Source organism: Paralcaligenes sp. KSB-10 (genome assembly GCF_021266465.1).
In the GTDB taxonomy this organism is placed as follows: domain Bacteria; phylum Pseudomonadota; class Gammaproteobacteria; order Burkholderiales; family Burkholderiaceae_B.
This window is the reverse complement of record NZ_CP089848.1, coordinates 1-25,213: the sequence shown is the minus strand read 5'-3', so window position 1 is coordinate 25,213 and position 25,213 is coordinate 1. Positions and strand designations below refer to the sequence as shown.

The window sequence follows — 25,213 nt, the reverse complement described above, 5'->3', positions numbered from 1 at the left end:
TTTGTGGAATTTTGATCAATTTTCAAAGGCCATTGCCGACAAAACGCCGCAGCTCTTCCGTCCTGGGGTTGGCCAGAATTTCACTGCCCCCGGTTTCCCACACTTTGCCTTCGTTCATATAAATGATTCGATCGGCAATTTTTTTTGCAAACTCCATTTCGTGGGTTACCAGGATCATGGTCATGCCACCGGCGGCCAGATCTTCGATCACCTTTAGAACCTCGCCGGTCAGTTGTGGATCGAGCGCCGATGTGACCTCGTCGAACAGCATGACTTGCGGCTCCATCGCCAACGAACGGGCAATCGCCACCCGCTGTTGTTGGCCGCCCGACAGCTGCTCAGGATAATTAAGCGCTTTTTCGCTCAGGCCTACTTTCCGCAATACGTGTGCGGCCACTTTTTCACACGATTTGCGATCCATCTTCTTGACATGCTTCAGGGCCAGCATAATGTTTTGCTCGACCGTGAGATGCGGGAAAAGGTTATAGCTCTGGAAAACGATCCCGACGTCCAGCCTTAGCTTGTGCAGATTCAGGCCGGGCGAATTCAGTTGATGGCCGCACAGGTCAATGGCACCCGAATCAATCGTTTCAAGACGGTCCAGACAGCGCAATGCCGTGCTCTTGCCGGAACCGCTCTGCCCTATGATGGCAATCACTTCGCCTTTATTGACTTCGAACGACACCCCCTTGAGCACATCGACATGTCCAAAACGCTTGAAGATGTTATCGACTTTAACGACTACCGACATTTAATTTTTTCTCCATATAACGGCTCCAGCGCGACAATGGGTAGCACAGCACGAAGTAGAAAATTCCGACCAGAACAAAAATCAGGAAAGGCTGGAATATAGAATTATTGATAACCTGCCCAGCCCGCGTCAGTTCGACAAAACCGATAACCGACGCCAGGGAAGTCCCCTTGAGCACTTGAACCAGAAAGCCCACGGTGGGTGGCAGCGAAATACGTACGGCCTGCGGAATGATTACCAGGAACAGTGTCTGGGATCGCGAGAAAGACAGGCACTCGGCGGCTTCCCATTGCGTCTTGACCACAGACTCCACGCAGCCGCGCCAGATTTCCCCCAGAAACGCGCTGACATAGAACATCAGTGCCACGCCGGCGGCCACCAGAGCGGGCAATTCCAGGCCGAATATCCCCAGGCCGTAATAAACCAGGAATAAAATCACCAGCAGAGGAATCCCCTGCAAAAGCTGCACGTAAACCAGCGATGCCCAGCGCAGATATTTATGCTCGGATATGCGTGCCAGCATTACAAAGAAACCGGCGAAACCTCCCAGCACAAACGCCAGCAGAGATAAAACCAGCGTCCAGACCACACCATCGAGCAGATAATAAAGATGAGCCAGGGTAAACGAACCGAGCATTACACTCCCCTTTGATAAGTCAGCGGTTTGGCTTGCTGGCTCTGTCTTCTGAGCGCATTTCTTATGGCTCTTTTTCTTTTGAAGATCAAATCGCCAGCCAGCCAGAAACCCAGCTTCAACAGTATCGCCAGGATCAAATAGAACGCCGCCACGACAATATAGGTTTCAACCGACAGGAAAGTTTCCGACTGGATCTGGTTGGCCACCGCAGTCAATTCTTCCACCGATATCTGAGAGGCTATCGATGACATCAGCATCATCAAAATAAATTGGCTGGTCAGCGCCGGATAAATTTTTTCGGCAGCGGGCTGCAGGATCACGTGCCAATATACGCGGGGACGGCTCAGGCCCAGGCATTCGGCCGCTTCTATCTGCCCATGCGGAATGGCATCCATCCCGGCCCGGATGATCTCGGCGCTATAGGCGCCGACGTTGATCACCATGGCTATCACAGCGGCCACCATCGCCGGTAAACGCAGCCCAATACTGGAAAGCCCGAAATACAATAAAAAAATCTGAACAATAAAGGGTGTATTGCGGATAATTTCCACATAGGCACCACAGACGTTGCGCAATACCGCAGCATGACTGCGCTTGCCTATGGCGCACAAAGTGCCGATGACCAGCCCAAAAGCGGTAGCGAAAACGGTGAGTTCGAGCGTACGCTCGACGCCGCTAAGGAATAAATCCCAATACGGCAACAAGCCGAGGAAATTGAACGTGTAATGCATGTTTCATGCACAGACCTCTAGCCTGCAGAGATATCTGTGTTTTATGTTGTACGATGTTATACATCATATTCATAACCATCATAAACACCAATCATGAATTACCCTAATAAAGCGCCCGCGCGAGATTCCGCAGAAAGTGCACCAGGCCACAGCAGGGAATTTAAAGCACGGTATACAGCAATTTGCGCGAAATAGCACGGCACGGCGGGGGCCCTGGAATGATTGTCATGGGTCAGCCGCGCATAGGCCATCCGTGGCCGGACTTAGTCATCCGACCACGTAAGAGGTATGGCAATAAGGGTCAGTCCAGCGTCAGGATGGTGCCGCCGGTAGTTTTACGGCTCGCCAATGCGACTTGCGCGGCGCCCGCATCCTTCAAGGCAAAGCGCTGGCCAATACGCACGCTGATTTTCTTTTTGCCTACCAGGCCAAAAAGCTCGTCGGCCGCCGCCTGCAATTTTTCGTACGTGGGAACATGAGTTCCCAGTGTAGGACGAGTGACATACAGCGAGCCTTTACTGGCGAGAATTCCCAGGTTGACGCCATCGACCGGCCCCGAAGCATTCCCGAAACTGACCATCAGCCCGCGCGGCTGGAGGGAGTCGAGCGACGCCAGCCATGTATCCTTGCCCACGCCGTCGTAGACCACGGGGACTTTCTTGCCGCCGGTCAGTTCCAGGACGCGCTCGACCACATTTTCACGGGAATAATCGATAACTTCCCAGGCGCCATTCGCCTTGGCCAGAGCCGCTTTTTCGGGGCTGGATGCGGTACCGATCAGCTTGACGCCCAAGGCTTTTGCCCATTGGCAGGCAATCAGCCCCACTCCACCGGCCGCCGCATGGAACAGTATGGTTTCGCCGCCCTGCAGGCGGTATGTCTGCCGGAACAGGTATTGCACGGTCAGGCCTTTCAACATCAGCGCGGCCGCGTCGTCGAAGCTTATGCCTTTGGGAAGCTTGACCACCTGATGAGCCGGCACGTTGCGCGCTTCGGCATAAGCGCCCAGAGGGCTTTGGCCATACGCCACCCGATCGCCCGCCTTGAGGTGCTTTACCTCCGCTCCCACCGCCTCGACGATGCCCGCGGCTTCGGCACCCAGACCATGGGGCAAGGGATGCGGATACAAACCTGATCTAAAATAGATATCGACGAAATTCAGCCCTACCGCCTTTTGACGTATGGTGACTTCGTTTTTTTGCGGTGCGGGCAGTACAACTGAAACTAATTTCAGCACTTCAGGGCCGCCATGCTCCTCAATGCGTATTGCTTTGACTTGGTTTTCCAAAACAGACTCCTTGTGTCTAGACTTTGCTGGCAAATCGAGTTCCTGTAGTTTAATTCCAGATTGCATATAAATACTTATAAATATGAATCGTAGGCACGCTCTTTTTTCGATTCATATCGCAGCCGTTTTATTTGGCCTGACCGGCATATTCGGGGAACTCATCAAAGCCAGCGCCATCCTCATTACGGCGGGCCGCGCCGGCTTTGCCGTTCTGGCCCTGTTTGTATTCATGCGCGTCCAGGGCGGTTCCGTCTCCCAGGGCTTGAAGTCCAGGCAATTCGGCGTATTGCTGGCGGCAGGCAGCCTGCTCGCCATCCACTGGATTACTTTTTTCATAGCGGTAAAGGTGGGAGGCGTTGCCATCGCCACCTTGGGATTCGCCAGCTTCCCGGCGTTCATTACGCTGAGCGAGCGCTTTTTCTTTCATGAAAAAGTCAGTTTGAGCGAATGGACCATTGTGCTGCTCGTGACACTCGGACTGCTCCTGGTGACGCCCTCGTTCGACTTCCGGAACCAGGCCACCATCGGCCTGGCCTGGGCGCTTGTATCGGGCCTGGCTTTCGCCTTGTTCACACTGATCAATCGCCGCGCCGCCGCACATATTCCAGCCCAGCAAGTCGCCTGCTGGGAAAATCTGGTGGTCGCCGCACTCACCTTGCCATTTGCCTTTGGCGAATTTCTCCACCTCCCAGCCATCAACTGGCTGTGGATTGCGCTGCTGGGGGTGTTTTGCACGGCCTTATCGCATTATTTGCTGGTATCGAGCCTGACGATCCTGAACGCACGCAGCGCCGGTATCGTCATCGCTCTTGAACCCATTTATGCCATTTTTTTTGCCGCCGTGCTGTTCGCACAATACCCGTCCGTGCGCGCGCTCTTCGGCGGCGCCCTCATGATAGGCGCCATCGTCTGGTCGGGGCTGCGGCAAACGGGTAAAAAAGCTAGGCTTGCGCAATAAGTTCAGCCACGGCCTTGCCGACTTCGCTGGTGCTTGCCTTGCCCTTCATGTCAGGCGTGCGCGGCCCTTGCTCCAGCACGGTTTCGATGGCCTTCACCACGGATTGCGACGCCTCGGGGTAGCCCAGGAAATCGAGCATGAGCGCCCCGCTCCAGATTTGCCCTATCGGATTGGCAAGCCCCTTGCCGGCGATATCGGGCGCCGAACCATGCACTGGCTCGAACAAGGACGGAAACAGACGCTCGGGATTGAGATTGGCCGAAGGCGCTATGCCTATGGTGCCCGTGCAGGCCGGCCCCAGGTCGGACAGAATATCGCCAAACAAATTGGACGCCACCACCACGTCGAACCAGTCCGGGTGCTGGACAAAATGAGCGCACAGGATATCAATATGATATTTGTCCCAGCGCACATCCGGATAATGCCCCGCCATCTCGGCGACACGTTCATCCCACCAGGGCATGGAAATCGAAATGCCGTTGGACTTGGTGGCGGCCGTAACGTGTTTATTTCGTTTTTTAGCCAGTTCAAAGGCAAACTTCAGGACGCGTTCGGCCCCCACTCGGGTAAATACACTTTCCTGAATCACCACTTCGCGGGAAGTGCCTTCGAACAGGCGTCCGCCGCTGTTCGAGTACTCGCCTTCGGTGTTCTCGCGCACAATGTAGAAGTCGATATCGCCGGGCTTGCGATCGGCCAGGGGCGATTTGACGCCCGGCATGAGGCGCACGGGCCGCAAATTAATATACTGATCGAACTCGCGCCGGAACTTGAACAGCGAGTCCCATAGGGCAATATGATCGGGCACGGTGGCCGGCCAGCCTATGGCGCCAAAAAAGATGGCTTCATGGCCGCCAATCCGCTCCTTCCAGTCTTCAGGCATCATGCGGCCGTGCTTGGCATAATGATCGCAACTCCAATCGAGTCTGTCCCAGTCGAACCGGATGCCGTAGCGATCGGCTGCGGCCTCCATTGCGCGGATGCCTTCGGGCATGACTTCCTTGCCTATGCCGTCACCGGCGATAACGGCTATTTTGTGAGTTCTGGACACTGTTTTCCCTTTTTCAAGTATGACGAAACAATAGATTGATACGGAACCATTTTATTAATAGCCATGATCCCTGGACACCAGTCCAGAAACCGGCAAGCCCTGTTCCAGGCTATGTATTTTATTGACGATCTGCTCCACGGTATGTTCGCGCAAGGTAATCGCGGCAATATGCGGGGTCACCGTTACCTTTTCATGCCGCCAGAATGGGTGGTCGGCAGGCAGCGGTTCGACTCGAAACACATCGAGCAAGGCGCCCTGCATGTGCCCCGAGTCCAGCAGATCGAGCAAGTCTTGCTCGACCAGATGAGAGCCGCGAGCCACGTTGATCAAATAAGCGGGGGCCCGAAGGCGTTCAAGGTTTTGCCGATTCAGGATGTTTTCGGTGTCGCCGGTAAGCGGTAAGACATTAACCAGCACACGAGTGCGTGCCAAAAACGCGGGCAACTGGGCAAGGCCGGCAAAGACACTGATACCGGCGATATCCCGATGGCTGCGAGCCCACCCGGCCACGGGATAGCCCAGCCGGGCAATCGCTTGCGCCACGCTCAAGCCGATCGCTCCCAGGCCCATGACGCCAACCGGCCACTGCTCGCGCTCGACAGGCCGCAATGGCTTCCAGGCCAGAGCCCGCTGCTGCGTCTCATAAGCTGCAAACTCACGAGAAACCCGCAATAACCCGTGCACAACATATTCGACCATTTGCTCGGTCATGCCGGCATCTTCCAGGCGCACAACCGGCAAGCCCACGGGAAGATCGGGCAGGCTCAGCAGGCCATCGACCCCGGCCCCCAGATTGAACACCGCCTTGAGGCGAGTCTCGCGGCGGAACAGCGCGCCCGGAGGCTTCCAGACAAGCGCATAATCCGCGCGGCTGTCCTCATCGGCCTCATTCCAGGGGATGAGCCGGGCGCCGGGCAAGGCTTGCTCGAAGGCCTGGCACCATACGTGTGTACCGCGATCAGTGTTTGCCGCGACGATGATTCGTGCCTTGATTTTCTGTACGCTCATGTCTAGCGGCGCCCTATCAGAGAACCCAGTACGCCGCGAACCAGGCTGCTTGCCGTCTGGCGCGCCACACTTTTGACCACAGACTGCACCACCCCTTCGCGACGGCCGCCGCGTGGCCCGGTGGAGCCGAAAAGAAAGTCGTTGACGGTTCCCAGCAGTCCTCCCGTGCCGGCCTGGCCCTGCCGTGCACCGGACGCGGGCGCGCCTGCGGCGTCACCGCCAGGCGCCGAGCCGCCTTCGACACGCTTCTGCAAAACCTCGTAGGCCGATTCACGATCGATAGCCTGCTCGTACTTGCCACCCAGCAAGGATGAAGCCCGTACCGCCTGGCGCTCGGCATCGGTAGCCGGGCCAATCCGGCTGCCCGGGGCCAGCATCCAGGCACGCTGCGTCACGCAAGGCCGCCCCTTGGCATCCAGCATCGACACCAGCGCTTCACCCACGCCCAGCTCGGTAATCGCGGTTTCGATATCGAGATCCGGGTTGACACGCATGGTCTGGGCCGCTGTCTTGACCGCTTTCTGATCGCGCGGGGTAAAGGCTCGCAAAGCATGCTGCACCCGGTTTCCCAACTGTCCCAGAACGGTATCCGGAATATCGAGGGGATTTTGCGTCACAAAATAAATGCCCACGCCCTTGGATCGCACCAGGCGCACGACCTGCTCGATTTTTTCGAGCAAGGCCTTGGGCGCATCGTTGAACAGCAGGTGCGCTTCATCGAAGAAGAAAACGAACTTGGGCTTTTCCGGATCGCCTATCTCCGGCAATTTTTCGTACAGATCAGCCAGCATCCACAGTAAAAACACAGCATACAGACGCGGCGCCTGCATGAGTTTGTCGGCCGCCAGCACATTGACGACACCCTGGCCTTTTTCATTGACGCGGATCAGGTCGAACACATCGAGCATGGGCTCGCCGAAGAACTGATCGGCCCCTTGCGATTCCAATTGCAGCAAACCGCGCTGAATCGTGCCAATCGATGCCGCCGACACATTGCCATAACGCGTTTTGAGCTCCCCTGCCCGATCGGCCACATTTTGCAACATGGCCCGCAAATCTTTCATATCGAGTATCAACTGCCCTTCGTCGTCGGCCACTTTGAACACCAGGCTCAACACCCCTTCCTGGGTTTCATTGAGTTCCAGCATGCGGGCCAGCAACAAAGGCCCCATATCGGAAATCGTGGCTCGGATCGGATGTCCCTGCTGGCCCAGCACGTCCCAGAATACGGTCGGGCAGCCCCCCCAGGCCGGCTCGGGCAAGCCCAGCTTCTGAAGTCGTTCCTGCAGTTTTGGAGTGTTTGCGCCCGACTGGGAGATTCCGCTGAGATCGCCCTTGATGTCGGCCATGAAAACCGGCGTCCCCATGCGGGAAAATGCCTCGGCCAGGACTTGCAGCGTGACCGTCTTGCCGGTACCTGTCGCACCCGTAATGCACCCGTGCCGATTGGCCAGCTCGGGAAGCAGGGAGAGTTCGATATGGGCATTTTTTGCAATGAGAATGGGATCCGCCATTTTTTTCCTTTCTATTCAAGCATCGAGCACAAACCCAAGTGTAATGGGACGAACCGGCCAGTGCACGCGGCAAAGCCCGGCACGCGGTAAAATTGTTTTCCTTTTAAAAACGAAGATACTCCATGGCCGGACACAGTAAATGGGCGAACATCCAGCACCGCAAGGGTCGCCAAGATGCCAAACGAGGCAAACTCTGGACAAAAATCATCCGTGAAGTCACGGTTGCCGCACGTGCCGGCGGTGCCGATGCCGATGCCAACCCGCGGCTGCGCATGGCCTGGGATAAGGCGACGGCGGCCAATATGCCCAAGGAAAACATACAGCGCGCCATCATGCGGGGCGCCGGTGGCGCCGACGGAGCCAACTACGAAGAGATCCGTTACGAAGGCTATGGGGTGGGCGGAGCCGCGGTCATTGTCGACTGCATGACCGACAACCGCATTCGCACCGTGGCCGAAGTGCGCCATGCTTTTTCGAAACATGGCGGCAATCTGGGCCAGGAAGGTTCGGTTGCCTTCATGTTCAAGCATTGCGGGCAATTCCTCTTCGCTCCCGGCACCTCCGAGGACCAGGTCATGGAAGCAGCGCTCGAAGCCGGTGCCGAAGACATCCAGACCGATGACGAAGGGGTCATCGAAGTCATTTGCCCGGTCGGCGACTATGCGGCAGTCAAGAGCGCTTTCGAATCCGCCGGGCTTGTGCCGGAAGTTCACGGCATTATCATGAAAGCGCTGAGCGAAACCGAGCTGGACGGCGAAGACTCCATCAAAATGCAAAAACTGCTCGATGTTCTGGAAGGGCTGGACGACGTCCAGGAAGTCTATACCACCGCAATTCTCGACGAATCGGACTGACGCTGCCCCACCTTGATCCAGATCAAGCCTTTTGACTTTGTCCTACAGCAAACACAACAACACCCCAAAACCATGAAACTTCTCGTAATAGGCAGCGGTGGCCGCGAACATGCCCTGGCCTGGCGCTTGGCGCAGTCGCCCCGCGTACATAAAGTGTATGTAGCGCCAGGCAATGGCGGTACGGCCCGAAGCAATCGCCTGCAGAACCTTGCATTGACACAAATCGACGAACTCGTCGCCTTTGCCAAGCAAGAAGGCATAGCCCTGACGGTAGTCGGCCCCGAAGCGCCGCTGGCGGCCGGCGTCGTCGATGCTTTTCGCGCCCAGGGCCTGAAAATTTTCGGTCCCACGCAAGCCGCGGCGCAATTGGAAAGCTCCAAGGACTACGCCAAAGCCTTCATGGTGCGTCACCGTATCCCGACCGCGGCCTATCAAACCTTTACCGACCCGGCTCCGGCCAAGGCTTATATCGATGCCCAAGGAGCGCCCATCGTCGTCAAGGCCGATGGCCTGGCCGCAGGCAAGGGGGTCATTGTCGCCACTACCGTGGCCGAAGCGCACCAGGCCGTCGACATGATGCTGGGCGACGGCTCGTTTGGCGCCGCGGGCGCGCGCGTGGTCATTGAAGAATGCCTGCTTGGCGAAGAAGCGAGCTTTATTGTCATGTGCGACGGCAGCAATGTGCTTGCGCTGGCAACCAGCCAGGACCATAAGCGCCTGAAAGACCACGACCAGGGGCCGAATACGGGCGGCATGGGAGCCTATTCCCCCGCCCCTATCGTCACCCCCGCGCTGCACAACCGCATCATGCGCGAAGTCATCCTCCCCTCCATTCAAGGCATGGCCAAGGACGGCATACCGTTCACAGGGTTCCTGTATGCCGGCCTCATGATCGGCGAGGGCTCCGATGCCAGCCGCCCTCTCAAGGTGCTGGAGTTCAATTGCCGCATGGGCGACCCCGAAACCCAGCCCATCATGATGCGCATCAAAAGCGATCTGCTCGATGTGTTCGAAAAGGCTGTAATCGGCAAACTGGACCAGGCCAGCATTGTCTGGGACCGCCGCACGGCGCTGGGCGTAGTCCTGGCGGCTCATAATTATCCCGGCACGCCGCGCACGGGCGATGCCCTGACGCAACTGCCGGACGACACCGAGGAGTGCATGGTATTTCATGCCGGCACCCAGCTGGAAGACGGGGTCATCAAAACCTCCGGCGGACGCGTCTTGTGCGTGACGGCGCTCGGCGACTCGGTCAAGCGGGCCCAGGCCGCCGCCTACGCGGCAATACAAAAAACTCATTTTGACGGTCAGCAATACCGTACCGATATCGGTTGGCGGGCCTTGCCTCACGGGGAAGCCCCGTCGTAATTTTTACCTGCAAAAGCAGGAGTACTCAAGGAAGTTGCCATGGTTGTGCCCATTTCATCCGCCTATGATTATTTTCTCGATCTGCAGGCCCGCATCGTAGCGGCCCTGGAACAGGCGGACGGCACAGCCTTCCAGGCTGATCGCTGGGTCCGCAACGAAGGAGGGGGCGGCATTTCGCGGCTGCTCGAAGGCGGCCCTCTGTTTGAACGCGCCGGGGTCCTGTTCAGCCACGTCAAGGGAAACACCCTGCCGCCTTCCGCCAGCGCACATCGAAGCGATCTGGCAGGCCGTCCCTGGGAAGCCATGGGGGTTTCCATGGTTTTGCATCCGCGTAATCCTTATATTCCGACTGTCCATATGAACGTCCGATTGTTCGTTGCGCCGGCCCCCAAAGACAGCAATGCCGACGACGCCTTCTGGTTTGGCGGCGGCCTGGATTTGACCCCTTACTACGCCTTCGATGAAGATGCCCGGCATTTTCATCAAACCTGCCATGCCGCCGTGGCCCCGTTCGGCACAGACAAATATCCCGCCTACAAAAAATGGTGCGACGACTACTTCTATCTGAAGCACCGCAACGAAACCCGCGGCATAGGCGGCCTGTTTTTCGACGATCTGAACGCCCTGGGCTTTGAAAAAAGCTTTGCCCTGACGCGCTCGGTTGGCGACAGCTTCCTGGCCGCCTACATGCCTATTGTCGAAAAACGGCGCCATATCGAATATGGCGAACGGCAACGTGAGTTCCAGGCCTACCGTCGCGGCCGCTATGTCGAATTCAACCTGGTATTCGACCGGGGAACCCTGTTCGGCCTGCAATCGGGAGGCCGCACCGAATCCATTCTGCTTTCCATGCCGCCGCTAGCCACCTGGCGCTATAACTGGACCCCCCAGGAAGGCACTCCCGAAGCGGCACTGCAGGATTATTTAAAACCACGCGAATGGCTCTGAAAAAAATCGGCTTGCTGGGCGGAAGTTTCGACCCCATTCATCTGGCGCATATCGCTCTTGCGGAAGCGGCCTGCCAGGCCCTGCGGCTTGATCAGTTGCAGCTCATCCCCGCTGCCGATCCCTGGCAACGCGCACCGCTGCAAGCCACCCCGCAGCAACGCCTGGCCCTTGTCGAACTCGCCATCGCAGGCCACCCTCGTTTATGCGTCAATCCCGCGGAAATCGAGCGCGGCGGAAAAACCTATACCATCGACACCCTCAGGCAACTTCCGGCGGGCGCAGACTATTACTGGATACTGGGAGCCGATCAACTCAGCAATTTTTGCTCATGGCACGAATGGGAAGAGATCGCAAGGCTGGTTTACCTGGTGGTCGCTCAGCGCCCAGGCACGTCCGTCAGTGTCCCGCCGGAGCTTGCCCGGCATCTGGACACTCTGGGCCGGCGCATCGTCGAACTACCCTTCGAACCCATGCCCATATCGGCGTCGGACGTACGCCGGCGCCTGGCCGCCGGCCTGCCGGTGCGGGAATTGCTCGATGTTGCAGTCGCGCACTATATTCAGCGACACAAGCTCTATCATCCCCCTCTTTCATAGCGTCTCACGTTATAGTTCAGGTTATGGACATACAAAAACTGCAACGCATCGTCATAGACGCTCTCGAAGACGTCAAGGCGCAAGATATCAAAATCTTCAATACCACCCACGTTACCAGCTTGTTCGACCGGGTGGTCATCGCCAGCGGGACCTCGAACCGGCAAACCCGGGCTCTGGCATCGAGCGTGGCCGATCGCGCCCGCGAACTCAAAATTCCGGTTATCGCCTACGAAGGCGAGGACACCGGAGAATGGGTACTGGTAGACTTGGGCGATATTGTCGTGCATTGCATGCAGCCTTCGATACGCCAGTATTACAACCTCGAAGAGATCTGGGGCGGCAAACCCGTGCGCATCAAACTCCTGCCGCAGTCCACGCAACCCGGCAGCGTTGGCGCGTCGTACGACTTCGACGCGGACTGACCTCCCGGCACAGGATCCCAAATCATGCCAGGACATAATCTCCACAACCTGGCCAGGCGCCTGGCATGAAACTTTTTGTGATTGCCGTCGGAGTGCGCATGCCGCAATGGGTGGAAGCCGCCTGGCAGGATTATTCCAGGCGATTGCCGGCCGATTGCGCCCTCGAACTCAGGGAAATCAAGCCCGAATCGCGCACGACAGGCAAAACCCCGGCGCAGATGATGCAGGCCGAAGCAAAGCGTATCGAGGCGGCCCTGCCCCTTAATACGCTGCGTATCGCTCTTGACGAGCACGGCCGCGACCTCAGCACCATGAAGCTCTCGGCCGAACTCGAAAAGTGGCGCGCCGGCGGCCAGGATATCGCCTTTCTCGTAGGTGGCCCCGATGGCCTGGATGCCGAGCTGAAAAAAAGCTGCGGCGACCTGCTGCGGCTGTCCTCCCTGACACTTCCCCACCCCATGGTACGTGTTGTACTGGCCGAGCAGCTCTATCGAGCCTGGACTATCATGAACCACCATCCCTATCACCGCGCCTGAACGCGCAGCACTATTTCGAGCGATCAATCCATGTCGAAACGTCGTACCAAAATTGTTGCCACGCTGGGCCCAGCCAGTTCCAGCCCTGAAAAAATCGAACAACTGATTCTGGCCGGAATGGACGTGGCCCGGCTGAATTTCTCGCACGGCAATCCGCAAGACCATCGGCAACGAGCCGAAACAGTCCGCGCCCTGGCCGCCAAACATGGCCGGTTCGTCGCGCTGATGGGGGATTTGCAGGGCCCGAAGATACGTATAGCCCGCTTCAAATCGGGCAAGATCACGCTGGCTGTCGGCCAGCCATTTACCCTATCCAATAAATACCCGCCCGACGAGGGCAACGAAACCATCGTCGGAATCGATTATCCCAGCCTCGTCAGCGATTGCCGCCCCGACGACGAACTGCTGCTCGATGACGGACGGGTCGTGCTGAAGGTCGAGAAGGTCGACGCCCATGCGGTGCACACCCGCGTCACCGTGGGTGGCCCCTTGTCGAACAACAAGGGCATAAACCGGCGCGGCGGCGGCATCTCGGCGCCCAGCCTGACCGATAAAGACAAGCTCGATATCCTGCTGGCCGCCGAACTCGAACTCGACTATGTCGCGGTATCGTTTCCCCGCTACGGCCGCGACATCGACGAAGCACGCAAGCTGGTGCGGGCCGCGGGCAGCCCGGCCTGGCTGATCGCCAAGATCGAGCGCGCCGAGGCCGTCGCCGACGACCGTGCGCTCGACTCCCTGATCAAGGCCAGCGATGGCGTCATGGTCGCACGCGGCGATCTGGGCGTGGAAATCGGCGACGCCAGGCTGGTCGGCATACAAAAACGCATCATCCAACATGCGCGCACGCACAACAAGCTGGTGATCACAGCCACTCAAATGATGGAATCCATGATCAGCAGCCCCTTGCCAACCCGGGCCGAGGTGTCGGACGTGGCCAACGCCGTCCTCGACTACACCGATGCGGTCATGCTGTCGGCCGAAAGCGCTTCGGGCCAATACGCCGTGGAAGCCGTGGAAGCCATGGCCCGCATCTGCCTGGGCGCCGAACAGGAACCCACCACGACCCATTCGAAACACCGCCTGGGCGAAACCTTTACACGCTGCGATGAAACCATTGCGCTGTCGGCCATGTATGCCGCCAATCATTTTCCCGGCGTCAAGGCCATCATCAGCCTGACCGAAAGCGGCCATACGCCGCTCATCATGTCGCGCATCCGCTCCGGCGTACCCATTTACTGTTATACGCCCCACCCCATGACCCAGCGCCGAGCAGCACTGTTCCGCGGGGTGTATACGGTTCCTTTCGACGCGGCCTCTATCGATCCGGCCAAAGTCAGCGATGCCGCCATCGATGAATTGAAACAGCAGGCGCTTCTGAAAAAAGGCGACTGGATCATCCTGACGAAGGGCGACTATTACACCAACAGCGGCGGCACCAACGGCATGAAAATACTCAAGGTCAGGTAATCCGCCCGACGGACGGATTTCAATAAACGCGCAATGAATATCCCGATGATCTATCTCGCTTCGGCCAGTCCGCGCCGCCACGAACTCCTGCAGCAGATACGCATCCCGCACCAGGTGCTCGATGTCCCGTCACCGCCCGGTGAAGATGAGCCCATACACGAGAACGAATCCGCAGCCGCCTATGTGCGGCGCACGGCCAGGGACAAGGCGCTGCGTGCCATAAGCTGGATTGCGGCCCAATCCCTGCCGCCACGGCCCATATTATCGGCCGACACCACCGTCATACTGGACCAGGCCGTGCTCGGCAAGCCTGCCGATCTGGCCGAGGCGCGTAGCATGCTGGAGCGCTTGTCAGGCCACACGCACGAAGTACATACCGCCATCGTCCTTGCGCACCGCGGCCAGCTATATGAAGATGTGTCGATCACGACGGTGCGCATGAAAGGACTGTCGCATGCTGAAATCGAGGCCTATTGCCAAACCGACGAACCTTTGGGCAAAGCCGGAAGCTACGGGATACAAGGCGCCGCAGCCATTTTTATCGAGCATATATCGGGCAGCTACACCGGAGTAATGGGACTGCCCCTTTTTGAAACGCACCGGCTGCTGGCACGAGCGGGTCTGGATAATTGAGTTTTTATATTAAGGACACTTCAATGAACCGCAGAACGCTATTGCGCACGGCAGTCCTGGGCACCTTGTCCACGGCTATTGCCCCCCGCGTCCGGGCTCAAACCCAGGACAGTGCTTCCATTGAAAAATCGCTGAAAGAATTCGGCACTCTGTCGCCCGACAATACCGCCATCAGTATTTCGATTCATGGCAAGAACGGCGAAAAGAGCTATGCCTTCAATGCCGAGCGCCCGTTATTCATAGGCAGTGCCGTCAAGACATTCATCCTGGCGCAATACCTGAAAGAAGTCGAGGCCGGCCGCCTTTCCGAAAACACACAGCTTCAAATCGGGCCTAAAGTCTGGTCGCCCAGCAGCCCTGTATTCATCCATCTAAAAGGCAGTACCAGCGCAAAAAGCGTGCTGGAGGCCATGATTGCGCATAGCGACAACACAGCGACCGATGTCGCCTTGAATGCTGTGGGCGCCGATAATGTCCGTACGCTGATCAAAAATGCCGGGCTTGGCAAAACACGCATTCCCGACTCCACGCGCAAGCTCTTCTCCTATCTGGCGGGCGCGCCCAGCGGCACCGACATAGGTTGGGCCGGTATGGAGAAAATGCAAAATGGATCCATGCCAGGCAAGCCCCGCTCGCCCATGAATGATCATCAAACCATGCTCAGCACGGCCAGCGAAATGACGCGTTGGTACGATCAGGTTCTAGCCGACAAATATTTTGGAAAACGCGAAACCCTGGCGGAATTCAAGCGCATCTCGGCCATGGCCGATGCCATGCCCTTGATAGTGCCTGAAGATACGATGGCTTACGGCAAAGGCGGCAGCATAGATTGGGAAGGCTTCCACTGTTTCTGCGTAGCCGGGCAGATGGTACAGCCCGCACAGCGCACCAGCTTCTGCCTCATCGTCAACTGGAAGGGAGCGGACGACAGCGTGCCTAAAGTGTTTGCCTCATTCAAGGAACAGGGGCAGCGCTTGCTTGCCCAGGTAGCCGCCCGCTAGGAAAGACTAGTCCGACCTTGAATTCTGGGTAAGCGTCTGCCGAATACACATTGACGAACGGCCGCAGTTGCGGCCGTCAGTTTTTAGTCATCGGGTTAACGGCGTTAACTACGCCGTTTCTGGTTACCAGCGATGCGGCAACAGTTCCTCGATCCGGTTATTCGGATGCGTGGGCAGACGCGTGAGAATGTCCTTCAGATAGGCATACGGATCGTGCCCGTTCATCTTGGCGGACTGGATGAGACTCATCACGGCAGCCGCACGCCGGCCCGCTCGCTGGGAACCAGCGAACAGCCAGTTCTTGCGCCCAAGGGCGATAGGCCGGATCTGGTTCTCGATCCAGTTGTTATCGATGGGTAATCGACCATCAACCAGGTAGCGCGTCAGCGCCGTCCAGCGCTTCAGGCTGTAGTCCAGCGCTCGGGCAATGCCGGTGCCATCGGGCACCTTCAGACGATGGGCCGTCATCCAGGTATGCAGTGCCTGGGCAATCGGCCTGGCCTGTTGCTCACGTAGACGCTGGCGCTGCTCAGGAAGCAAGTCTGCCGCCTGGACTTCGATCTCATAGAGCTGCCCGATGGACTTCAGTGCCTGTTCCGCGATCAGACTTTTGCCCGACTGATGCAGTTCGAAGAATTTGCGTCGGGCGTGCGCCATGCAACCGACCTCGTCAATGCCTTGCTCGAAGCACGCTTTATAGCCGCCATAATCGTCGCAGATCAGCTCACCGCGCCAGTCACCTAGGAAGGCCCGGGCGTGTGCCCCGCTGCGTCCTTCGGTAAAGTCGTAAACGACGGCGCGCAGATCCTGGAAGGCGCCGGGGGCATAGGCCCACAGATACGCGCGATGGGTCTTCTTGCTACCTGGCTGCAGGACTTGAACCGGTGTTTCGTCCACATGCACCACCGGTTCATTCAGGATGGCTTCGCGCAGGGCATCGACCAGCGGCTGCAAGCGCACCCCACACACGCCTACCCATTCAGCCAGCGTGGAACGGGGGATCTTCACGCCGGCGCGCGCAAATATCTGTTCTTGGCGGTAGAGCGGGAGATGATCCGCATACTTTGCTATCAACACGTGAGCCAGTAGCCCCGAGGTGGCCAAGCCCTTGTCGATGACCTGTGCCGGCATGGGCGCCTGGGTGAGTGTTTCGCACTGACGGCACGCCCACTTGCCGCGGACATGTTGCTCGACGCTGAACACCCCAGGCACATAGTCCAGTTTCTCGGTGATGTCTTGGCCGATGCGTTGCATCGGGCAGCCGCAAGTACACGTGGTGGAGTGCGGTTCGTGACGCACTTGGAGACGGGGCAACTCCGGCGGCAAGGCCTGACGCTTGGGCTGAGAGGCCGTCTTGTGCGCAGGCGGCTGCCCGCCCAGGCTGATCAGTTCCTGCTCGATGGCGGCGATGTCGGCATCGACCGCGTCTTCCAGCAACAGCCCCTGCTCACCGCCGAGTTGTTCGCTCTTTTTGCCGAAGCGATAGCGGCGCAGCATCGCAATCTCATACGTGAGCTTGCGGATGTGGGTTTCCTTAAACTGGATATCGTGAGCCTGCTTGGCCACCAATTGGCGCGTTTCATCCAACTCGCCCATCAGTTGCTGGGCCAAGGCCCGCAGGGCATTGGCATCAAGCTGATCGAGGTGAGAAGCCGATTTTAGAGACATGGTCGCCATGATGCCATGCCGGTGAGCGGCGCACCATTCGGAATGCACCGGATTGCAAATCCGTGTTCATAAGATGGCGATCGACTCGTGCTCGCCCAAGCGTTGCCACGGCAGGCCGATGACCAGGGCGCGCGCCTGTTCAGACGTCAGTTCGATCTGGGTGTCGCCGGGTCTGGGCCAGTGCACACTGCCCTGGTGCAAGCGGCGCACGGCCAGCCAGAGGCCGAAGCCATCGCACACCAGCACCTTCAGTCGTGTGCCCCGGCGGTTGGCAAACACATAGGCGTGATGCGGCTGTGAGGCACCGAAGACTTCCACGACACGAGCCAACAGCCGATCCATGCCACTACGCATGTCCACGGGTTCGACGGCTAACCAGATTCTCTCGATGCGGATCACCGAAACAGTTCCCGCAGCCAGGCGGCGCACTCGCCAGCGGCCTGTGCGGGCCAGCTCACCCGCGCTTGCAAGCTCCCCCATTGCAGTTGAACCTCGATGGCCACCGACGCAGTCTGTGCGCTGTGGTGTGTGCTCATCGCGCAGCCCGCCGTGGCAACGACAGGAATAAACGCCGGCGCGTCCGACAGTGTCAGTTCACCGCGCCTGGCTTCGCGGCGCCAGCGCTGCACCATGTTCGGGTTCAGGCCGTGTGCAATGGCGATGCCCGCGACCGAAGCCTCAGGCTGCTCACAAGCCTGAAGAATCTGTGCCTTGAGAGCCTTGCTGTGCTTGCGCCGCGCGGGCCGCTGGACTGAAGGGTTTGGATCCATGAATAGTCCCCACTAAAAACAAGTGGGAACTATCGTCCCGATCGCTACGCTCCATCAAGGTGTGTTCGGCAGACGCTTACAGTGCAGCGCGCATCGAGACCGTGAAGGAGCGTAAGACGATCAGGCTTCAGGATCAAGAGGTCCAGGCCGGGCGCTTGCAGCCCAAGAGCGAGTCCCGGATACTTTTTTATAAGTGGTGTTGGGATAGGGGCCCGGCACGCGCAGCCGAGTTGCGGCTACAGGTGCGGAAAAGGCAAACGCCCCGGCAGGGTTGAGCCTGTCGGGGCGATTGGTACAGATAAGAGCCTGACGATGACCTACTTTCACAGACGTACGTCCACTATCATCGGCGCAAAGGCGTTTCACGGTCCTGTTCGGGATGGGAAGGAGTGGGACCACCTCGCTATGGTCGTCAAGCGTAACCGGGTGTTGGTGCGGGCGGTTACGCCCACAGCCAACGAATCTGGGAAGAAGCACCCTCGAAGGCCGCGCCTTCAAGGTGATGTATGTCTGGATAGCGGTACGGGCCGCGATACTGAGCCGCAGCTCAGTGTGTGCGTACCGGTTCACCTCACGGTACGACTTTTCTTTGTTTGAACGGCACTCTCACGTATAACCAACAGGGTTATAGGATCAAGCCGCACGGGCAATTAGTATCAGTTAGCTTAACGCATTACTGCGCTTCCACACCTGACCTATCAACGTCCTGGTCTCGAACGACCCTTCAGGGGGTCTAGCCCCCGGGATACCTAATCTTCAGACGAGTTTCCCGCTTAGATGCCTTCAGCGGTTATCTCTTCCGTACATAGCTACTCGGCAATGCCATTGGCATGACAACCGATACACCAGCGGTACGTCCACTCCGGTCCTCTCGTACTAGGAGCAGGCTCCGTCAAGTATCCAACGCCCACGGCAGATAGGGACCAAACTGTCTCACGACGTTTTAAACCCAGCTCACGTACCTCTTTAAATGGCGAACAGCCATACCCTTGGGACCGGCTACAGCCCCAGGATGAGATGAGCCGACATCGAGGTGCCAAACACCGCCGTCGATATGAACTCTTGGGCGGTATCAGCCTGTTATCCCCAGAGTACCTTTTATCCGTTGAGCGATGGCCCTTCCATTCAGAACCACCGGATCACTATGTCCTGCTTTCGCACCTGTTCGACTTGTCAGTCTCACAGTCAAGCACGCTTATGCCATTGCACTATCAGCACGATTTCCGACCGTACCTAGCGTACCTTCGAGCTCCTCCGTTACACTTTAGGAGGAGACCGCCCCAGTCAAACTGCCCACCATGCACTGTCCCCAACCCGGATAACGGGCCAAGGTTAGAACCGCAAACAAACCAGGGTGGTATTTCAAGGTTGGCTCCACGACATCTAGCGACGCCGCTTCAAAGCCTCCCACCTATCCTACACAGGCCGGTTCACAGTCCAATGCAAAGCTACAGTAAAGGTTCATGGGGTCTTTCCGTCTAGCCGCGGGTAGATTGCATCATCACAAACACTTCAACTTCGCTGAGTCTCAGGAGGAGACAGTGTGGCCATCGTTACGCCATTCGTGCAGGTCGGAACTTACCCGACAAGGAATTTCGCTACCTTAGGACCGTTATAGTTACGGCCGCCGTTTACCGGGGCTTCGATCAAGAGCTTGCACCCCATCACTTAACCTTCCGGCACCGGGCAGGCGTCACACCCTATACGTCGACTTTCGTCTTAGCAGAGTGCTGTGTTTTTAATAAACAGTCGCAGCCACCGATTCTCTGCGACCCCATCATGCTCCAGGCGCAGGCCCTTCACACTACCGGGGTATACCTTCTCCCGAAGTTACGGTATCAATTTGCCGAGTTCCTTCTCCTGAGTTCTCTCAAGCGCCTTGGAATATTCATCCCGTCCACCTGTGTCGGTTTGCGGTACGGTCTCGTAGAACTGAAGCTTAGAGGCTTTTCTTGGAACCACTTCCAATCACTTCGCGAACCAAAGTTCACTCGTGCAACACCCTTGAATTACGCGCCCGGATTTACCTAAGCGCCTTCTTCGATGCCGCAACGGGGACGTCCAACACCCCGATGATCTTTCGCAATCCGTCCCCCCATCGCATTCTACGACGGTACAGGAATATTAACCTGTTTCCCATCAGCTACGCATCTCTGCCTCGCCTTAGGGGCCGACTCACCCTGCGCCGATGAACGTTGCGCAGGAAACCTTGGACTTACGGCGAGGGGGCTTTTCACCCCCTTTATCGCTACTCATGTCAGCATTCGCACTTCTGATACCTCCAGCCGCCTTCTCAAGCGACCTTCACAGGCTTACAGAACGCTCTCCTACCACGTATGTCCCGAAGGACACACATCCGCAGCTTCGGTCTATGGCTTAGCCCCGTTACATCTTCCGCGCAGGACGACTCGATCAGTGAGCTATTACGCTTTCTTTAAAGGATGGCTGCTTCTAAGCCAACCTCCTGACTGTCTATGCCTTCCCACTTCGTTTCCCACTTAGCCATAGTTAGGGACCTTAGCTGGCGGTCTGGGTTGTTTCCCTCTTGAGTCCGGACGTTAGCACCCGGTGCTCTGTCTCCCGCGCTGTACTTGCAGGTATTCGGAGTTTGCCATAGGTTGGTAAGTCGCCATGACCCCCTAGCTATAACAGTGCTCTACCCCTGCAGTAATCACGCGAGGCACTACCTAAATAGTTTTCGGAGAGAACCAGCTATTTCCAGGCTTGTTTAGCCTTTCACCCCTATCCACAGTTCATCCCCTAATTTTTCAACATTAGTGGGTTCGGTCCTCCAGCACGTGTTACCGTGCCTTCAACCTGACCATGGATAGATCGCCTGGTTTCGGGTCTACACCCAGCGACTGAATCGCCCTATTCGGACTCGCTTTCGCTACGCCTCCCCTATTCGGTTAAGCTTGCCACTGAATGTAAGTCGCTGACCCATTATACAAAAGGTACGCAGTCACCCCATAAATGAGGCTCCTACTGTTTGTATGCATACGGTTTCAGGATCTATTTCACTCCCCTTCCGGGGTTCTTTTCGCCTTTCCCTCACGGTACTGGTTCACTATCGGTCGATCACGAGTATTTAGCCTTGGAGGATGGTCCCCCCATCTTCAAACAGGATTTCACGTGTCCCGCCCTACTTGTCTGACGCTTAGTTCCACACCCACGATTTCATCTACAGGGCTATCACCTGCTATGGCCGGACTTTCCATTCCGTTCGATTATCGTGTGTGTTAAATCGTCAAGGCTGTTCCGAGTTCGCTCGCCGCTACTATCGGAATCTCGGTTGATTTCTTTTCCTCGAGTTACTGAGATGTTTCAGTTCACCCGGTTCGCTTCGCCACACCTATGTATTCAGTGTGAGATACCGCATTGCTGCGGTGGGTTTCCCCATTCGGACATCAACGGATCAAAGCTCGTTTGTCAGCTCCCCGTCGCTTTTCGCAGACTACCACGTCCTTCATCGCCTGTGATCGCCAAGGCATCCACCATATGCACTTAGTCGCTTGATCCTATAACGCTATCGGCTATAGAACGTCGCTATATTTACTACTGAGTATTCGCGTTTGTGCCGTTCATCATTTCAACGCCGCTCATGGATTCGCACCCACTCGCGTATTGAGAACTATTGAACAAAAAATATAATGCAATCACAACCCGTACTTTCTGCGCGCGCATCGCCTCCCTACTTCAGAGACCATGCACCCATAAATACATTTTGTTGTGCTTCTTCCAGATTGTTAAAGAACAAAACAGCCGTCAGGCTCCAACGCCTAACGAACAACCCCCTGACTCTCACGAACCAGGACGCTCTTCGTTATCCGCTCGGATAACCCGCTTCCAACATGACTACCTTCCCTCACCCCACAACCCCAAATTCAGTGGTGGAGGATGACGGGATCGAACCGACGACCCCCTGCTTGCAAAGCAGGTGCTCTCCCAGCTGAGCTAATCCCCCCTCTCTCAAATCCGTGGTGGGTCAAGTTGGAATCGAACCAACGACCCCCGCCTTATCAAGACGGTGCTCTAACCGACTGAGCTACTGACCCAACTTCCCGTGGATGGGTAACCATGTCTTGCTGCTAACAGCCGATAAGCGTGGACGCTTTCGCTTCGTGTGCGTCGCTCTAAAAGGAGGTGATCCAGCCGCACCTTCCGATACGGCTACCTTGTTACGACTTCACCCCAGTCATGAATCCTACCGTGGTAATCGCCCCCCTTGCGGTTAGGCTAACTACTTCTGGTAAAACCCACTCCCATGGTGTGACGGGCGGTGTGTACAAGACCCCGGGAACGTATTCACCGCGACATGCTGATCCGCGATTACTAGCGATTCCGACTTCATGGAGTCGAGTTGCAGACTCCAATCCGGACTACGATCGGGTTTCTGGGATTGGCTCCCCCTCGCGGGTTGGCGACCCTCTGTCCCGACCATTGTATGACGTGTGAAGCCCTACCCATAAGGGCCATGAGGACTTGACGTCATCCCCACCTTCCTCCGGTTTGTCACCGGCAGTCTCATTAGAGTGCCCTTTCGTAGCAACTAATGACAAGGGTTGCGCTCGTTGCGGGACTTAACCCAACATCTCACGACACGAGCTGACGACAGCCATGCAGCACCTGTGTTCCGGTTCTCTTGCGAGCACTCCCTAATCTCTTAAGGATTCCAGACATGTCAAGGGTAGGTAAGGTTTTTCGCGTTGCATCGAATTAATCCACATCATCCACCGCTTGTGCGGGTCCCCGTCAATTCCTTTGAGTTTTAATCTTGCGACCGTACTCCCCAGGCGGTCAACTTCACGCGTTAGCTGCGCTACCAAGGCCCGAAGGCCCCAACAGCTAGTTGACATCGTTTAGGGCGTGGACTACCAGGGTATCTAATCCTGTTTGCTCCCCACGCTTTCGTGCATGAGCGTCAGTATTATCCCAGGGGGCTGCCTTCGCCATCGGTATTCCTCCACATCTCTACGCATTTCACTGCTACACGTGGAATTCTACCCCCCTCTGACATACTCTAGCTCGGGAGTTAAAAATGCAGTTCCAAGGTTGAGCCCTGGGATTTCACATCTTTCTTTCCGAACCGCCTGCGCACGCTTTACGCCCAGTAATTCCGATTAACGCTTGCACCCTACGTATTACCGCGGCTGCTGGCACGTAGTTAGCCGGTGCTTATTCTGCAGGTACCGTCAGTTGCGCCCCGTATTAAAGAGCGCCGTTTCTTCCCTGCCAAAAGTGCTTTACAACCCGAAGGCCTTCATCGCACACGCGGGATGGCTGGATCAGGGTTGCCCCCATTGTCCAAAATTCCCCACTGCTGCCTCCCGTAGGAGTCTGGGCCGTGTCTCAGTCCCAGTGTGGCTGGTCGTCCTCTCAAACCAGCTACGGATCGTCGCCTTGGTGGGCCTTTACCCCACCAACTAGCTAATCCGATATCGGCCGCTCCAATAGTGAGAGGTCTTGCGATCCCCCCCTTTCCCCCGTAGGGCGTATGCGGTATTAGCCACGCTTTCGCGTAGTTATCCCCCGCTACTGGGCACGTTCCGATATATTACTCACCCGTTCGCCACTCGCCGCCAAGAAAAAGCAAGCTTTCTCTCGCGCTGCCGTTCGACTTGCATGTGTAAAGCATCCCGCTAGCGTTCAATCTGAGCCAGGATCAAACTCTTCAGTTCAATCTCTGTATAAAAATCGTAATTTCCATCCGGCCCCCAAAGGAGCCAGTGGTCATACGTCGCGTTTCGCTCAAAGAAAAAGACCGGTTCAAATTTCTTCAAACCTTACTTCTTCATTTGTGCGAGCACTTGATATAAATTTCGCGACCTCTCGTGAGAAAGGCTGCACACTCATTCCAAGCGCCCACACTTATCGGCTGTTAAATTGTTAAAGAGCAATGACATGAAATCGTCAAACTTCCTGTCCATACTACGGTACTGCGTATTCGGTACTATGTATTCAGTCCTGCCGCCTGACCCAGCCCCGCGTTAATCGCGGCGTTGTTCCAGAAGCAGAGAAACGAGATTATGAAGGAGTTTTTTAAGCCTGTCAAGTCGCTGTACCGCGCCTCGAATCGTTTGGCCTGCTGGCTCATCCCGATCCCGGGCGTACGTCCCACGGCCTTGACTCCTGCTGCCGTCCCCTCCTTCCCCCGCCAGGCCGGGCCGCTTCGAAAAGCCTGCCTGGCACTCACCGGGTCCCGCTGCACTGCCTTCCCGCAACCGCCTCATTTAAGGGTTAACCCTGATGTGTGGGCTGCGAAAGAACGCCACTATAGCACGCCTTTTAACCCCCGCGCAAACCCAGTTCGCCCCCGCCCCGTCCCGACCCCCTTGCGCCGCACCTAAGCCCTTGATTTGAAACCAATCCACGCACCTAAAATCTTTTTTTAACCAGTCCGCAAAAAACCACCCCGCCGCGAACAGTTTCCACGGCTACCCCCACGGACCGGCCCTGTACGCTCACCTAGAGCCACGCTAGCGTGCACTCGCGCAAAATGCCCCGACGCCAGCGGGGGTGGCGGCCCAGGCGGGGTGGGCGAGCTTGAGTCCGCCGCGGCCGGCGCCTGGATCGGGATGCAAGGGAGGGCTGTTTGAGCGTCAAGGGTGTCCACAGCCCGGGGGGCTGTGGACGACGCGAGTTCCGCGACCGCCCGATCCAGGCGCCGGCCGCGGGCAGTCCTGGCAAAGCCAGGACCGGACGAGGCGAGCCCCACCCCGCCTGGGCCGCCACCCCCGCGCCTTAAGAAACCCAAATAGGCACCACAAAAAACAGCCCCACGGCCAGCCACAATAAACCGCCCAACTTCAGCCGCGCCAGCTCATAACGGCCACTCCCACGTACCGCTCGAGAAAGGCCTTGTCCAAAATCCCCCCTTCAGTGGTCAAGTCATTCCAGACACCGCGATTATTCTTTTTACTGCCGCATTTACTGCGGCAGGCCGTTCGTCATGTACGAGCAGGGTCTATCCCAAAGCGACAATGCAATCGTGCGCCGCTCAAAGCGCCAG

General features: G+C 57.3%; 20 protein-coding genes, 2 tRNA genes and 3 rRNA genes. 10 read left to right on the top strand and 15 right to left on the bottom strand.

The annotated features are described in order from the left end of the window. Nucleotides 1-22: 22 nt before the first annotated feature. The 4 genes from LSG25_RS00125 to LSG25_RS00110 form a co-directional block, all read right to left on the bottom strand. On the bottom strand, nt 23-751 hold the full coding sequence (locus LSG25_RS00125) for an amino acid ABC transporter ATP-binding protein (protein ID WP_232742715.1): 729 nt from the start codon (nt 749-751) through the stop codon (nt 23-25). After that, nucleotides 735-1,388 carry an amino acid ABC transporter permease gene (locus tag LSG25_RS00120; protein ID WP_232742714.1) on the bottom strand — a complete coding sequence of 218 codons (654 nt, stop codon included), beginning with the start codon at nt 1,386-1,388 and terminating at the stop codon, nt 735-737. The genes LSG25_RS00125 and LSG25_RS00120 overlap by 17 nt, the downstream gene beginning before the upstream one ends. Continuing rightward, nucleotides 1,388-2,119: an amino acid ABC transporter permease gene (locus LSG25_RS00115; protein ID WP_232742713.1), complete on the bottom strand. Its 732-nt coding sequence runs from the start codon at nt 2,117-2,119 to the stop codon at nt 1,388-1,390. The genes LSG25_RS00120 and LSG25_RS00115 overlap by 1 nt, the downstream gene beginning before the upstream one ends. Nucleotides 2,120-2,420: 301 nt before the next feature. Beyond that, on the bottom strand, nt 2,421-3,407 hold the full coding sequence (locus LSG25_RS00110) for a quinone oxidoreductase (RefSeq protein ID WP_232742712.1): 987 nt from the start codon (nt 3,405-3,407) through the stop codon (nt 2,421-2,423). 82 nt (nt 3,408-3,489) lie between these two features. Here LSG25_RS00110 and LSG25_RS00105 point away from each other — a divergent pair, with 82 nt between their 5' ends. Continuing rightward, nucleotides 3,490-4,365 carry a DMT family transporter gene (locus LSG25_RS00105; protein ID WP_232742711.1) on the top strand — a complete coding sequence of 292 codons (876 nt, stop codon included), beginning with the start codon at nt 3,490-3,492 and terminating at the stop codon, nt 4,363-4,365. On the opposite strand, the gene LSG25_RS00100 is transcribed toward LSG25_RS00105, so the two are convergent. The 3 genes from LSG25_RS00100 to LSG25_RS00090 are packed head-to-tail and all read right to left on the bottom strand — an operon-like array spanning nt 4,349 to nt 7,938. Next, nucleotides 4,349-5,416 (bottom strand): tartrate dehydrogenase, encoded by a 1,068-nt coding sequence (locus tag LSG25_RS00100; RefSeq protein WP_232742710.1) that lies wholly within the window; start codon nt 5,414-5,416, stop codon nt 4,349-4,351. The genes LSG25_RS00105 and LSG25_RS00100 overlap by 17 nt on opposite strands. 54 nt (nt 5,417-5,470) lie before the next feature. Continuing rightward, complete coding sequence (locus LSG25_RS00095) at nt 5,471-6,424, bottom strand: glyoxylate/hydroxypyruvate reductase A (RefSeq protein WP_232742709.1); 954 nt, start codon at nt 6,422-6,424, stop codon at nt 5,471-5,473. Between the two features lie 2 nt (nt 6,425-6,426). Continuing rightward, nucleotides 6,427-7,938, bottom strand: coding sequence for a helicase HerA-like C-terminal domain-containing protein (locus LSG25_RS00090; protein WP_232742708.1), 1,512 nt, complete (start codon nt 7,936-7,938; stop codon nt 6,427-6,429). 122 nt (nt 7,939-8,060) lie between these two features. Here LSG25_RS00090 and LSG25_RS00085 point away from each other — a divergent pair, with 122 nt between their 5' ends. The 9 genes from LSG25_RS00085 to LSG25_RS00045 all read left to right on the top strand — a co-directional run bounded on the left by LSG25_RS00085 (nt 8,061) and on the right by LSG25_RS00045 (nt 15,766). Then, nucleotides 8,061-8,792 carry a YebC/PmpR family DNA-binding transcriptional regulator gene (locus LSG25_RS00085; protein ID WP_232742707.1) on the top strand — a complete coding sequence of 244 codons (732 nt, stop codon included), beginning with the start codon at nt 8,061-8,063 and terminating at the stop codon, nt 8,790-8,792. Nucleotides 8,793-8,864: 72 nt separating this feature from the next. Further along, on the top strand, nt 8,865-10,160 hold the full coding sequence (gene purD / locus LSG25_RS00080; protein WP_232742706.1) for a phosphoribosylamine--glycine ligase: 1,296 nt from the start codon (nt 8,865-8,867) through the stop codon (nt 10,158-10,160). A 39-nt stretch (nt 10,161-10,199) separates the two neighbouring features. After that, nucleotides 10,200-11,108, top strand: coding sequence for an oxygen-dependent coproporphyrinogen oxidase (gene hemF / locus LSG25_RS00075; RefSeq protein ID WP_232742705.1), 909 nt, complete (start codon nt 10,200-10,202; stop codon nt 11,106-11,108). After that, nucleotides 11,099-11,704 carry a nicotinate (nicotinamide) nucleotide adenylyltransferase gene (gene nadD / locus LSG25_RS00070; RefSeq protein ID WP_232742704.1) on the top strand — a complete coding sequence of 202 codons (606 nt, stop codon included), beginning with the start codon at nt 11,099-11,101 and terminating at the stop codon, nt 11,702-11,704. The genes hemF and nadD overlap by 10 nt, the downstream gene beginning before the upstream one ends. 23 nt (nt 11,705-11,727) lie before the next feature. After that, nucleotides 11,728-12,126 carry a ribosome silencing factor gene (gene rsfS / locus LSG25_RS00065; protein ID WP_232742703.1) on the top strand — a complete coding sequence of 133 codons (399 nt, stop codon included), beginning with the start codon at nt 11,728-11,730 and terminating at the stop codon, nt 12,124-12,126. Between the two features lie 65 nt (nt 12,127-12,191). Next, nucleotides 12,192-12,662, top strand: a complete 471-nt coding sequence (gene rlmH, locus LSG25_RS00060; RefSeq protein ID WP_232742702.1) for a 23S rRNA (pseudouridine(1915)-N(3))-methyltransferase RlmH — start codon at nt 12,192-12,194, stop codon at nt 12,660-12,662. 30 nt (nt 12,663-12,692) lie between these two features. Continuing rightward, nucleotides 12,693-14,132, top strand: a complete 1,440-nt coding sequence (gene pyk, locus LSG25_RS00055; protein ID WP_232742701.1) for a pyruvate kinase — start codon at nt 12,693-12,695, stop codon at nt 14,130-14,132. A gap of 33 nt (nt 14,133-14,165) precedes the next feature. Further along, complete coding sequence (locus LSG25_RS00050) at nt 14,166-14,765, top strand: nucleoside triphosphate pyrophosphatase (protein ID WP_232742700.1); 600 nt, start codon at nt 14,166-14,168, stop codon at nt 14,763-14,765. Between the two features lie 23 nt (nt 14,766-14,788). Beyond that, entirely contained in the window at nt 14,789-15,766 is a 978-nt protein-coding gene (locus LSG25_RS00045; protein WP_232742699.1) for a serine hydrolase, read from the top strand. 123 nt (nt 15,767-15,889) lie between these two features. Here LSG25_RS00045 and LSG25_RS00040 read toward each other — a convergent pair whose 3' ends face one another. The 8 genes from LSG25_RS00040 to LSG25_RS00005 all read right to left on the bottom strand — a co-directional run bounded on the left by LSG25_RS00040 (nt 15,890) and on the right by LSG25_RS00005 (nt 23,882). Further along, nucleotides 15,890-17,443 (bottom strand): IS66 family transposase, encoded by a 1,554-nt coding sequence (locus LSG25_RS00040; protein ID WP_370635922.1) that lies wholly within the window; start codon nt 17,441-17,443, stop codon nt 15,890-15,892. A gap of 57 nt (nt 17,444-17,500) precedes the next feature. Further along, a complete protein-coding gene (gene tnpB, locus LSG25_RS00035) occupies nt 17,501-17,914 on the bottom strand; it encodes an IS66 family insertion sequence element accessory protein TnpB (protein WP_232742697.1) in 414 nt (137 codons plus the stop codon). Beyond that, nucleotides 17,830-18,204: a transposase gene (locus tag LSG25_RS00030; protein WP_232742696.1), complete on the bottom strand. Its 375-nt coding sequence runs from the start codon at nt 18,202-18,204 to the stop codon at nt 17,830-17,832. The genes tnpB and LSG25_RS00030 overlap by 85 nt, the downstream gene beginning before the upstream one ends. 304 nt (nt 18,205-18,508) lie before the next feature. Further along, nucleotides 18,509-18,621: ribosomal RNA gene (gene rrf, locus LSG25_RS00025) — 5S ribosomal RNA — on the bottom strand. A 212-nt stretch (nt 18,622-18,833) separates the two neighbouring features. Then, nucleotides 18,834-21,722: ribosomal RNA gene (locus tag LSG25_RS00020) — 23S ribosomal RNA — on the bottom strand. 370 nt (nt 21,723-22,092) lie between these two features. Further along, nucleotides 22,093-22,168 (bottom strand) — tRNA-Ala (locus tag LSG25_RS00015). 14 nt (nt 22,169-22,182) lie between these two features. After that, nucleotides 22,183-22,259 (bottom strand) — tRNA-Ile (locus LSG25_RS00010). Nucleotides 22,260-22,340: 81 nt separating this feature from the next. Continuing rightward, nucleotides 22,341-23,882: ribosomal RNA gene (locus LSG25_RS00005) — 16S ribosomal RNA — on the bottom strand. The 16S, 23S and 5S rRNA genes sit together here with 2 tRNA genes alongside, the layout of an rRNA operon. Nucleotides 23,883-25,213: the final 1,331 nt, after the last annotated feature.